Genomic DNA, 13372 nt, shown 5'->3' with positions numbered 1-13372 from the left:
TTTATGCATAATTTCTTTATTTTATTTGTCATATCAGTTGATATTATATTTCTCCATCTTCCTGTACAGACTGGCTCTCGATATATTTAGCACATCGGCAACCTTTGACTTGTTTTTATATTTTCCCATGGCTTTTTTTATGGCATCGGCTTCGATTTCCTCCATTGTAGGGAAATGATCATTATATTGAAGATTTAGCTGGCTGCTGCTTTTTATATCATGCTCCGCTATATATAAAGGCAGATCCTTCTTGGTGATTATTCCGTCTTCATCCATCACCACAGCCCTCTCGATTATGTTTTCCAGTTCTCTTATATTCCCCGGATAATCATAGTTGTTCAGTATTTTAAAGGCATCCTCTCCGAGGCTGATCTTTCTCCCGGTTTTTTTCCTCATTTTGCCCAGCATATTGTCGATGTAATATATTATGTCTTCCTTTCTTTCCCGCAGGGGAGGAAGGGAAATCCTGATGACCTCCAATCTGTAAAACAGGTCTCCTCTGAATTTGCCTGAAGCCACCAGTGTCCTCAGGTCCTTGTGAGTAGCTGCAACTATGCGCACGTCTATAGGTATGAGCCTGCTGCCTCCCACCTTCATTATTTCTTTATTTTGAATCACCCTAAGTATTTTTGATTGAAGAGCGATATCCATATCTGCTATTTCATCCAATAGCAGAGTACCGCCCGATGCCATCTCAAAATATCCGGGATGCCCTCCTTTTTTTGCTCCGGTAAAGGCTCCTTCTTCGTAGCCAAATAACTCGCTTTCCAGCAGATTAAAGGATATAGAAGCGCAATTTATCGCCAAAAATGGCTTATCCTTGCGGGGGCTGTTTTTGTGAACAAATCTTGCAAGAACCTCTTTGCCAGTGCCGCTTTCGCCTTCTATGAGCAGGTTTGAATCTACCATACCGGCCTTGAGCGCATATTTCAGCGCCTCCTTCATCGACTGGCTTTTGCCTGCCACAAAGTCGCTCATATCTTCATTTATCTTATGAAGCTTGCCATAAAGCTGCTTTATAGTGGTATTTGCATATTCCAGCTTGTCTGTAAGCTGCTTTATTTCCGTGATGTCCCTGAATATAGAAATGACGCCTATAATCCGTCCACCATCCATTATAGGAACTATATTGGAGATGACATTGGCGTCAAATACATGGGTTGTAATGTCTATTAGTCTTTGCCCTGTTTCCAATACCCCGAGCATGCCCGAATCAGGAACTATATCCTGCACATACTTGCCCAGAAAGTAGCTCTTCTCCTTCTTAGTTATTCTTGTATTGGAGTTATTGACATAAACGACAATGCCTCTGTGGTCTATGATGGAAATACCATCATGTAGGCTTTCGAAAATAAATTCCTTGTCTTTAATAATCCTTTCCAACTCTCTCATACCATCACCTGACCTGATCTTTATTAATTTTAGTATAATATATCCCGGGAAGATAAGCGACAGCTAATGTATAGAATCTTTGTTTATATTTGCAATTGTAAACTATCTCCGTGAATTAAGGGTTTCAATATTGTGTATACTCATGATACAAAATACTGAAACCCCATTATTGCTTTATATCTTGAATCTATGCACTAATTCTTTTAAGCCTTCCGCCATCTTTGCCTGGCTTCGAGCGGATTCTACCAGTTCTTCTATAGCCTCCACACTTTCGCCGACAGTAGCAGAGATTTCTTCCGTGCCCGCCGCAGACTGCTGGGCTATGGAGGATACATTTTGTATGGATGCACTTACTTGGTCTATAGAGCTTGACATCGTCTTAACTGCTGATGAAATTTCTTCGGACATCCTGTTAACGAATTCAGCATCTTTCCTATACTGCTCCCCGGTGCTTATCAATAATTCATAGCTTGGCTTCATTTCATCCGACATATAGTCGAGCACTTCCTGAGCACCTTTAGATAGGTTTTCAAAAGCATAGTGAACCTTTTCGACCATATTATGTATGTTAGCTACTGCTTCACCGGACTGCTCAGCCAGCTTTCTTACCTCATCCGCCACCACGGCAAAGCCCTTTCCTGCCTCTCCTACCCTTGCAGCTTCAATAGCTGCATTTAACGCCAGAAGGTTGGTCTGAGAAGCAATGCTTCCTATGGAGTCCGCCATGACTCTCACTTCTTCAACTACACGTCCTTCTTCTATAGCCTTTTTTATGTTTGCATACTTTTCTTCATAAATAGCGCTGCCTCTCTCAATGGCTTGTCCTGATTTATCCTTAATAACAAGAGCCCTCTCCCGTATCTCTCTGGCAGAGCCTTTGGCTTCTTCTGCTTTGCTCTGAAGCTGAACAGCAGCGGCACTTATTTCCTCCGTAAATGCATTGACCTCTTGAGTGGTTGCACTCAATTCCTCTGCTCCTCCCGTGATTTCTTCCACGGATTGGTTTATTCCTTTCATTCTTCCGGAAGCCTCAGCAATGGTTTCTTCAAATTTCAGAGTTTCGCTCGCTACAACACCGGTAGTATTGTTTACTTCTATGATAAGACTTCTCAGATTGGCAATCATTTTATTATAGGCGGTGCCGATCTTTCCTACCTCATCATTGCTCTTTATGGCCAATTGAGATGTCAGATCACCTTCATTGCCTGACAGCTCAGTCATTTTAACGGATATCCCGGTAAGCCTTGAAATTTTTTTGTTCATCATGATAAAAGTAAAGAGTATGAATGCTACTAATAAAATCGAGGTGATTATAATAACCTTAAAAAGAAAATTGGTTTGAACCATTATTTCTGCAGTATAGGCCTCAGCCTCTTCATTAATCTTTTTTTGGAATAATTCGAGATAGCTCATCATTGCCCTGATATTTTCCTGATAGCTGGAGTTATTCACCATAAACTTAGCTGTTTCTATATCCCCCTCTTTATAGAGGTCTAAGGTCTTCATTTCCATATTTAACAGATTCTTAGATATGGACAATGCGTTTTGCAGATGATCCATGCTTTCTTCTGAAATATTCAGTTCGGTGAGCCTGTCAAAAATCTTCTCCTGAGTTTTGGTTTCATTGACTTCTGTCATATAGTTAGTGTAGCTTGACTCTAATCCGTACTCCACATAAGCTCGTATCTTGTCCGTCTTATAATTCGTAGCCGTAATCAGATCAGCTGCCAATCTCAGCATTTCAGTTTGCCTGCTTACAGCATTCCTCTCATTTGCAATGCCGTTATTAAAGAAATAAATACTGCCTCCTACCAATACAGACAAAATGATAAATACCGCGCTTGTTATTTTCAAGAATTTTGATATGTTCATTATGTCACCCCTTACAAAAATTTGCTAAGTTTATTGTTAATAGTTAACAAAGCAGTTATATTCTCATATACTTCAACGCGATATGACAAAATCCTCCTTTTTATGAATAATTTCTTTAATTTATTTGTCATATCAGTTGATATTATATTTTCCAGTTTCCTTATATTACCCGGATAATCATAGTTGTTCAGTATTTTAAAGGCATCCTCTCCGGAGCTGACCTTTATCCCGGTTTTTTCCCCATTTTTCCCGGCAGATTAAAGGGTATAGAAGCGCAATTTATCGCCAAAAATGGCTTATCCTTGCGGGGGCTGTTTTTGTGAACAAATCTTGCAAGAACCTCTTTGCCGGTGCCGCTTTTGCCTGCCATAAAGCTGCTCTATAGTGGTATTTGCATATTCCAGCTTGTCTGTAAGCTGCTTTATTTCCGTGATGTCCCTGAATATAGAAATGACGCCTATAATCCGTCCACCATCCATTATAGGAACTATATCCTGCACATACTTGCCCAGGAAGCAGCTCTTCTGAAGCTCTTCCCTGCAATATGCCCCCAGGCCGTTAGTTGCTGAACCTATAATCCTTCCGTTATATGAGCCGCCTGACATTATTGTCCAGTTTTGAATCGGTTCTTCACTTCCATATAAATCTGGAAGCTCAAGTTTATGACCAAACTCGTGAGCAACCATACCCAAGGGAGCATCTTGTTCAACTATAATAAAGTCTTCAGCTTTAATAATTGTTATTTCAGCAATATTCATTGCCCAAGATAAGGAATATACTTGATGTCCATGTGAATGCTTCATCCCTGAGGCCTTCGCCGGTTAGTGCATTAAAATTTTCAGCCATACCGCTTTTTTGAGCCATCTTGCAAAACCTTTGAGCAATTTCTTTCGAAAATTCTTTTTCACCTGCCTCTAGCAGTCCATCGGTTATTAGAATGGTGGAAGGTGCCCATATAGGTCCTCTCCAATATCCATCCGGAATATAATGCTCACTGGAAACACTTTCTGTAGATAAGCCATGTTCAGTTAAAAACTTTGATTCATCCTTTAATCCTTTTATCAAGCTTTCCAGAATATGTTCAGGCAGCTTTTTACCTAATATTATAGGTATATATAGCAAGAGACTTTGTGATTTAACAATTTCATGATTGCCTGATAGCAATGCACAGAAGTCATCGTCACACCAAAAATGCTGTATCATTTTCTCAAGAAGCTCATCGCTTTTAAGCTTCCACATTTTATGCTCATCATATTTCCCCAGCTTTTCAGCCATATATGCAAGAACATCCATTTGAATTATTAAGTATGCTGAAAGATCGGGGCTTTCTACAGGTATGCCTTTATTAAATACAGTGCTGTTGTCCCATCCACAGTCATTGCCATGATTATATTGGGGTACTCCGTCCATATCGTCATCCCGGTATTCAAACCACCAATTTGTCCAACGGCATAAGGGCTCATATATTTCTTGAATTCTTTCCATTGTAAAGACATTTGTTCTTTTCATCATCCATAAAAATATCCATCCCTGAATTGGCGGCTTGCAGCAGCTCCATCCCATAAACTTGTCATTTATAAAATCAGGGAATACTCCGCTTTCGTCTTGGTTGTCTACAAACAGCATTATTTGATCCCAGGCTAATTCAGGCTGATTTTTTATCAGCGCCATGGCATTGAAGCAATTATCCCAGCTCCAGATATTAGTCATCCAATTTTTAGACATATACATTGCATGCCGTGTGATCAGTCCTTTAGGCGGTACAACACAAGACCATGTTATGTATGATGCCAATTCCCGCCCTTCTAAAAATTCATTTTTCACTGTCAGGGTTTTATCCAACCAGTTACAATAATGCTTTTCTATATCTTTCTTACAGTCTTCAAAGATTCGGCCATAATTTCGCTTTTTCCAAACTGTCATATATTCTTCAAGAGCGCATTCAAAGCCGTTTGTTTTTTCATCGGTCAGAAAGTCTGCTATAACATACTTGCTTCTGTATTTGTCCCATGGTGCATCTACCTTAAGACTTCCTGCAAGAGGCACAAGTCTGAACTTGGTTTCTTCTGAATAACAATTAATCTCCCAATTTCCTTCTGCAACAGGGAGTGCATTGTCATAAGATCTTTCCTCCATTGATAAACGTAAGCCTACCCCATGTCCCACAGCACGAATAAGATGCTTTTCACAAATACATATATCAACATAGCCCTCCAAGGCTTTAAGCCTTATATTTACAGGAGACGCAACTGCTTCAAAAGGAACCGTCTTGCCCGAATAAGTGACTTCAATAAAAAATAAGTGGCTTATGTCGTTATCTCCGCCCCTTACACTGCGAATATATAGCCCCTCTTTTATATGCTCTGCTTTATTGATGTATGAAATTGTCAGATATGATCCGTATCTGCTGAAAGGTATTTTAGATAAATCAAATTCCATTTATTATCTCCCATTTGCAAATTTCGTTTTGTTTATTAATGAACTAAATTGTTTTCGAGTTATAGAAAGCGTTTTCTATAACCGGATACTTTAATTTTAAAATAGAAGCTATCAAATTTGAATACACTGAGTATGGTAAATATTTATATTAGATAAATATATTTATCATTATAGCCTTTAGCATTATTGCTATGCCAGCGCCACGCATCCCTGATAATGCGTTCAATACTTTCGTGCTCGGGCTGCCAATTCAATTCCTTTTTTGCTTTTTCTGAAGAAGCAATGAGCACAGCAGCATCTCCTGCTCTTCGTCCTCCTGACTCGACAGATACATTTATCCCAGTTACCCTTTCTACGGTCTTTACTATTTGCTTTACAGAGTAACCTTTGCCGCTTCCAAGATTATATATGCCGCTTTTCCCTGTATTTCTAAGTCTATTAAGAGCAAGAATATGAGCTTTTGACAAATCCATTACATGAACATAGTCTCTTATGCAGGTGCCATCTTCAGTATCATAATCCTCCCCATATATGACAACTTTTTCTCTTTGCCCCATAGCCGCCATCAGTATTATGGGTATCAGATGGGATTCAACTTCATGATCCTCCCCGATTTGGCCACTGTCATGGGCACCTGCAGCATTAAAATATCTTAAGGATATATAATTTATATCATTGCTGACGCTTGCCCATTTCAGCATGCGCTCTACCACAAGCTTGGATTCACCATAGGGATTAACGGGATTTGTAACTGCAGTTTCCCTAATGGGCACCTCGTTAGTTTGCCCGTATACTGCCGCCGTAGAAGAAAAAACCAAACTTTTAACTCCATAGTCTTTCATAGCTTCCAACAAATTAATAGTAGTTTTTACATTATTTATATAATATTTTATTGGCTGTTCCGAACTTTCTTCTACTTGAGAATAGGCTGCCAGATGCATTACCGACTCTATATCATTTTCTGCAAAAACCTTCCGTATAAAGGTTTTGTCAGCCAGATCTCCGACATATAGTATACCGCCCTTTACCGCTTTTTTGTGACCTCTGCTGAGATTATCTATTATGACTACATCTTCGCCTTTCTCCAAAAGGCTAAGAACAATGTGGCTTCCTATATATCCTGCGCCGCCCGTTACCAGCACTGCCATTAAATCAGCCTCCATAGATCAAAATATCTCAAATGCCCCTTCTCCTGAGCCTGTAAGATAAAAATTAGCATAATACCCTATTTCCGTTCTGTATTTTCTCCCTATTTTTTCAATAAAATCATTAACCCGGTCTTTTAAAACTATAGCTATGGCGCAGCCGCCAAATCCCGCCCCTGTCATTTTAGCGCCTATACAGCTTTCAAACGCTAGTGCCTCCTCTACAATTGTATCAAGTTCTTTACCGGTAACTTCATAAAGATTCTTTAAAGATTCATGGGATTCTATCAGTAACTTACTAAATTCTTCAATTTTATCATTTCTTATATATTCATATGCTCTTTTGACTCTATCATTTTCATATACCACATGCTTCGCTCTTTTTCTAATACCTTCATCCTTAATTAAGCTTTCAAGCTCTTCATAATTTTCGATAGTCAAATTGCATAAGCTGCCAATGTTTTTATTCCTTTTAATTATTTTTAATGCTTCACCGCATTCTTCTCTTCTCTCATTATACTTTGATTTATTTAAATTTCTCTGCTTATTCGTATTCATTATAACAAGGCTATAATCCCCTAAAAGAAACTTTGCATATTCATGTTTTAAACTGCCGCAATGGAGAAGTATTGCACTATTTTTTTTGCCCATGCATACTGCAAACTGATCCATTATTCCACAGTTAACCCCTACATATTCACCTTCAGCTCTATGGGCTGCTTTTATTAAAGTAAACTTGTCAATTTTTCCTTCATTAAACAGATTACTTATTATTAATGCCATAAGAATTTCTAAAGAGGCAGAAGAAGAGAGTCCTGCACCGTTAGGCAGGTTGCCGCTTATTAATATATCCATACCATTCAAGGCATACCCTTCCTTTTTAAGCATGTACATAACTCCTTTCGGATAATTAGCCCAGTCATCCTCTTTATTAAATTCTAAATTTCTTAAATCTATACATGCCTTTTCATCAATATTTGTGGAAATAATATTTATCTTTGTATCATTTCTTTTTCTTACACAGGCATAGGTCCCCAAATCAATAGCATAGGGAAAAACATATCCTCCGTTATAATCTAAATGCTCCCCTATTAAATTCACCCTGCCTGGAGAAAAGAAGAATCTAATATCTCCCCCATTACCGTAACTTTGAATAAATCTATCTGCTAAATTTTTTATATGCATTATCCACTTATCCTTTTTTTATTTTGCTAAATTTTTTATATGCTTCTCTTAGTTCCATAGCCGTTTCTTCAACAGATTTCGGATTGCATGCAGCCCAAGCTCCCATCTCTGACGAAGCATAGTACTTGATTCTATGGTCGGACCAAAGGGGAGGATAAAACTCGATGTGAAAGTGATAATACTTTCCGGAATCGCCATAGCCCGGCGAATTTACAGGTTCCTGATGCATACACATCATGTAGGGAAATGGCCTGTCATATAGCATATCAAATGTGCCCACAGTCTTTATAAGCATATTGGCAAGGCTGTCTTTTTCACCTTCTGTAAAATCAGTTATCTTGCCTTTATGAGCTTTAGATACAATAAATAATCCATAGGGGTAATCTGTAAAGAACGGTAAATAGCACAAAAAATCTTTATTCTCAAATATTATTCTTCCATTAAACTGTTTTTCTTCCATATTCATTCTGCATATCAAGCATTCACCGGTTTCCTCATAATGGCATCTGCAGGAATTTAATTCAGTCTGTATTTTTAAAGGCATTTGCGAATAGGCGTATATTTGCCCGTGAGGATGAGGCATCGTTACTCCTACTTCCTCTCCACGGTTTTCAAATATGTAGATGTACTTAATCCTCTCATCCTTTGAGATCTCAATAAATCTTTCGCACCAAAGATCCACAAGCTTTCTCACATGTTCTCTTGTAAGTTCCCATAAATTTACGTCATGCTTTGGAGAATACAATATCACTTCACATTTACCATAGGCTTCCTCTGCTTTGTAAAAGCTGCTCCCAACATTATCAGGTATTGGAGGCTCCTGACTCAGTGCGGGAAAATCGTTATCATACTTATGCACTTCATAGTTCTGAGGAACTTTGCCCGAATCCGTACAAAAAGGGCACCAGTTCTGTGGCATATAAGGTCTGTTTTGTCTGTTTGAAGCTACAATAGTCCAATCATTTAAAAGGGGATTCCACCTAAGTTCAGCCATAACTTTCCTCCTGTTCTAATGCTGAGCATGAATTATAGAGGCCTTGAACAGCTTTCCTTTATAATAAGCTTTGTATCCAATACTGTTTTTTTTCTGCAGCTTATCCCCCTTGATATTATGCTAACCAATTCTAAGGCTGCAATTCTGCCGATTTCTTTCATATTCAGATCCACCGTTGTAATCTTAGGGTGAGAAACATCTGACAAAAGAGTATTGTCAAACCCTATTACCGATATATCCTCCGGTACACAAAGCCCTGCTTTATTGCATGCATTTATCACTCCCAGAGCCATAAGATCATTACAGCAAAAAACAGATGTAGGCCTCTCTTGCGTGTCTAAAAGTTTTTTAAAAGATGTTTCGGTTTTATTTACAACTTCAATGCTATTGCCCATGCCTACATTGATGATTTTCTGATACTTCAATTCTTTTTCTTTAATAATTCTTTTGTACATTTTTTCTTTGAGGTTGTAGGAATAGCTTTTGTCTCCTCTTATAAATGCAATACGGCTATGACCAAGTTTGAAAAGGTAATCAAATGCTTCAACCGTGCCTGCTTCTTCATCATAGGAAACAAAGTTGCATTTATATTCTTCTGAATTCGCGTTTATGATTATGGTGGGAATTATTTTATTTATTTTTTCATAATAGCCGTTTTGTATATTTTCAAAAGAAGGGTCTATTGCTATTATTCCATCCATACCCCTTAAAATAATATTTTCTACCAAGTCTACTTCTGTTTTGCAGTCTCCCCTTGTATTGCACAAAGATAAGCTATATCCCTTAGTCCTTAGTATATTGTCTATCTCTTCTACTATAATAGGGAAGAACATATTGGTAATACCCGGTATGATTACACCTATCATGGAAGTTTTCTTAAGAACAAGACTTCTTGCTACAATATTAGGCTTATAGTTTAAGCGCTCTACCGCTTTTTCAATCTTTTCTCTTGCCTCCTTGCTGACAGGATAATTGTTATTCAGAGCTCTTGAGACAGTAGTTATAGAAACGCCCGCCTCCCTTGCAACATCATTTATAGTAGCTGACATATTATTCCTTTCTCCCTTTTCTGATTTATAAATAGCATAGCATTTTCTTTCCTAAGCGGGAAGGTGAAATATTAGTAGTCGAATAGGGTGTAATTAAAAGCTCAAATTCAAATTTGGATAGTGCTAATGTATGCTGCGGCAGCGGCCTAGGACCACAGCTATTACTTCCGAGGCCGTTTTGCTTATAATCAATATTTAAGATCACATTATCCTTCTTTATGAGATCACATGTATGCTTAGCCTTCTCAAAATCTTCCACTTTATAGTGATGTGCGCTGAAATTAAATTTTTCCGAACCCTTTACTAAAAATCCCGTTCCTCTTAGGTCTGAAATAGAAACCCAATAAACATCTGTTCTATTCCCGTTTTCTTGAGGCTTTATATATGGTGTATAAAGTTCATCAACCATAGCCCTATAAATTCCAAATAAATTTGCCGATTTACTATCGGAATAACATTCTCCCGGACCCCTTCCATACCATATTACTTCCTGAAAATCTTTATAGAGCTCTATTTGCAGACCTATCCTCGGAATGATTCCCGGATAATCTCCTCTGGGTTCTCCTTTAATTCTGAGAATTATATCTCCATTTCCGTAAAAGCTATAAATACACTGGCAATTTATTCCCCAGTCCAATGTGGGCGGTGCAGTATATGTCCACACCTTAACCTCAATCATATCTTGGTTTGCAACTTCTAGTTCCAGTCTATCCAACCTATGCTGAAGCATGTGGATATACTTTCCTTTCCAATCGTTTACAATATACATATCGTTATCGATGGGGGCTCGCCAAAAGTTTAGCGTTGGCCCTTTACTGATAATACTAGTTCCTTCATAATTCCACTCATTCATTTTGCCTTTGATTTTATCTAAAACAATGCTGAAATTGGTCCCCTTTATAGAAATTATATTGCTTGACTCACTATATCTCATAGGAGGCATAACCTCACGCCTCTGTGACACAGGGCGATTTACTGCTACTGCCTTTATAGGCAGCTTGAACTGATCCCATGCGACTTTATGGCCTCGATGGCCCCACATATTGTCATAGGCTAAAGAAAAGCTTATATTTAGCCAATAATCTGTGTTTTCCATAATTTTTTCAGGAATTGTCAACGGTATTTTTACTGTCTTCTTTTCTTTTGCTTTTATGCCCTTTACAGATATTGTACCACTCTGAAGAATAATCTCATCTGCCATAACATTCCATGAAAGCTCCAAATGATCTAGTGAAATAAAATCATATAGATTTTCAATCATTATTTCGCCTTTCATTAAATCTACTTCTTTTACCTTAACAGGCTCAATAATCTTTTTGTACTCTATAAGACCGGGCGTAGGAATGCGCGTAGGCTGAACCAATCCATCACAGCAAAAATTAGAGTTGTTTGGCTCGTCTCCAAAATCACCTCCATAGGCAAAATATTCTTTGCCATCTTCCGTGTATTGCCGTATTCCATGATCCATCCATTCCCATACAAAGCCTCCTTGAAGTCTTTTATGAGAATAAAATGCATCCTGGTATTCCTTTAAACCCCCCGGGCCATTGCCCATTGCATGAGCATATTCGCAAAGAATGTGTGGCTTGCTTATGTTTTCTATTTCACCCAAGTCTATTAATTTTTCTACAGATGTGTACATAGTGCTAAAAACATCTGCCGCCTTTGCTTCAATATCTCCTTCATAATGAACCAATCTGCTGCTGTCAAATTTATGGCACCAATTATACATGGCTTCAAAGTTACATCCAAAACCTGATTCATTGCCTAAAGACCAAAATATTATGCTTGGATGATTTTTATCTCTATGTACCATCCTCTGTATTCTGTCTAAATAAACTTTCTCCCATGCAGGATCATTGCTTATTCTATTTGCGTCTCCGGCCAGTTCAAAGCCGTGGCATTCAAGATCTGCTTCATCCATAACATATAGACCGTATCTATCACATAAATCATAAAACCTAGGATCATTAGGATAATGGGAGGTTCTTACAGCATTTATATTATGCCTTTTCATCAAAAGTATGTCTTCCTTCATCCATTCTATTGGAACAGCCCTTCCTAAACATGGATGATGTTCATGCCTGTTGACCCCTTTTAGCATTATAGGCACTCCGTTTACCAGAAAATTTCCGCCTTTTAGCTCGACTTGTCTAAATCCAACCTTGATAGGAACAATTTCAATAATATCTCCCTCACTGTTTTTTAAGGTAACAAGGAGATTGTATAGGTTAGGGGCTTCAGCCGACCACTTATGCGGACACTTTACTTCCAGTTTTGAATTTAATAAGCTTCTGCTTTTAGACGATATATTAATATTATTGATAATATGGCTTTGTATAGAAGACAATTTATGCTCCTCAAGAAGACTGCACTCGATTTGATAATCTGCTGCATGATTTTGAGAGCTGTTTTCTAAAATAACCTCTAATTGTAAAATGCCGTCTTTATATGCTTTATCAAGTTCTGCTTTTGCAAATATATCATTTATATGTATACCAGGCCTTGCTATAAGGCATACATCTCTGAATATTCCGCTCAACCACCACATATCCTGATCCTCCAGATAGCTTCCGTCAGACCATTGATAAACCCTCACAGCTATGTTATTCATACCAAATTGTATATAAGGAGTAATATCAAATTCTGCAGGAAGGCGGCTGCCTTTGCTAAAGCCAACTTCTCTGCCATTTATCCATACATAAAATGCACTGTCCACTCCTTCAAACCTCAACAATATCTGCAGGCCTTCCCAATCCTTTCCAATATAGAATTCTCTTTTATAGGATCCTGTAGGATTTTGAGAAGGAACATAAGGAGGGTCTATTGGAAAGGGGTATATCAGATCCGTATAATGCGGCTTACCATAGCCTTGCATTTGCCAATTTCCAGGCACTTTTATATCAGCCCATACACTTATATCATAATAATCTACATAAAAGTCAGATGAAGCCTCTATGGGTGAAGATGAGTAATCAAACTTCCATGTGCCGTTAAGAAGCTTAAAGCGGCTTGATTCGCCTCTCTCAAAGCTAAGAGCAGAATCGATATCTTCGTATGGTATAAAATATGCTCGGCTGCACAAACGATTGCGATGCAATAAGTCAATATTTTCCCAATCTTTTGCAAGAACCCTATCCATATATATTCCTCCTTGTATATGGCAGTTTATCTTCAATACGCATTTTACATGTTTTATCCTATCTATCATACCAAAAACTTTTAAGAAAACGTTTTCTATCAAAGTAGTTTTTCATGTTTATATAATAACATATTATATTGCTTTGTACAAACCT

9 protein-coding genes and 2 pseudogenes are annotated in these 13372 nt (G+C 38.1%); all 11 read right to left on the bottom strand.

Going from position 1 to position 13372, the window contains the following annotated elements; genetic code table 11:
• Positions 1 to 33: 33 nt before the first annotated feature.
• Entirely contained in the window at positions 34 to 1392 is a 1359-nt protein-coding gene (locus AC4HCY_RS04405; RefSeq protein ID WP_323431038.1) for a sigma-54 interaction domain-containing protein, read from the bottom strand.
• A 174-nt stretch (positions 1393 to 1566) separates the two neighbouring features.
• Positions 1567 to 3264 (bottom strand): methyl-accepting chemotaxis protein, encoded by a 1698-nt coding sequence (locus tag AC4HCY_RS04400; RefSeq protein WP_491095474.1) that lies wholly within the window; start codon positions 3262 to 3264, stop codon positions 1567 to 1569.
• A gap of 11 nt (positions 3265 to 3275) precedes the next feature.
• A complete protein-coding gene (locus AC4HCY_RS04395; protein WP_491096078.1) occupies positions 3276 to 3455 on the bottom strand; it encodes a hypothetical protein in 180 nt (59 codons plus the stop codon).
• Between the two features lie 62 nt (positions 3456 to 3517).
• A pseudogene (locus AC4HCY_RS04390) lies at positions 3518 to 3634 on the bottom strand (sigma 54-interacting transcriptional regulator); the annotation flags it as partial.
• A gap of 208 nt (positions 3635 to 3842) precedes the next feature.
• Positions 3843 to 3950, bottom strand: a pseudogene (locus tag AC4HCY_RS04385) (immune inhibitor A domain-containing protein); the annotation flags it as partial.
• Positions 3951 to 4008: 58 nt separating this feature from the next.
• The gene (locus AC4HCY_RS04380) at positions 4009 to 5703 is read right to left on the bottom strand and encodes an amylo-alpha-1,6-glucosidase (RefSeq protein ID WP_323431041.1); all 1695 of its coding nucleotides are present in this window, start codon (positions 5701 to 5703) and stop codon (positions 4009 to 4011) included.
• A 143-nt stretch (positions 5704 to 5846) separates the two neighbouring features.
• Entirely contained in the window at positions 5847 to 6851 is a 1005-nt protein-coding gene (gene galE / locus AC4HCY_RS04375; RefSeq protein WP_491095473.1) for a UDP-glucose 4-epimerase GalE, read from the bottom strand.
• Positions 6852 to 6869: 18 nt separating this feature from the next.
• Positions 6870 to 8033, bottom strand: coding sequence for a galactokinase (locus AC4HCY_RS04370; protein WP_491095472.1), 1164 nt, complete (start codon positions 8031 to 8033; stop codon positions 6870 to 6872).
• Positions 8034 to 8040: 7 nt separating this feature from the next.
• Complete coding sequence (gene galT / locus AC4HCY_RS04365) at positions 8041 to 9027, bottom strand: galactose-1-phosphate uridylyltransferase (protein ID WP_323431044.1); 987 nt, start codon at positions 9025 to 9027, stop codon at positions 8041 to 8043.
• Between the two features lie 32 nt (positions 9028 to 9059).
• A complete protein-coding gene (locus AC4HCY_RS04360; protein WP_323431045.1) occupies positions 9060 to 10076 on the bottom strand; it encodes a LacI family DNA-binding transcriptional regulator in 1017 nt (338 codons plus the stop codon).
• 25 nt (positions 10077 to 10101) lie between these two features.
• Positions 10102 to 13218, bottom strand: a complete 3117-nt coding sequence (ebgA, locus tag AC4HCY_RS04355) for a beta-galactosidase subunit alpha (RefSeq protein ID WP_491095471.1) — start codon at positions 13216 to 13218, stop codon at positions 10102 to 10104.
• Between the last annotated feature and the right edge of the window lie 154 nt (positions 13219 to 13372).

Source organism: Lutispora sp. QWL-02, from assembly GCF_058315355.1.
Note: the sequence above shows the minus strand (reverse complement) of the source record. Positions and strands in the feature narration are given on the sequence as shown.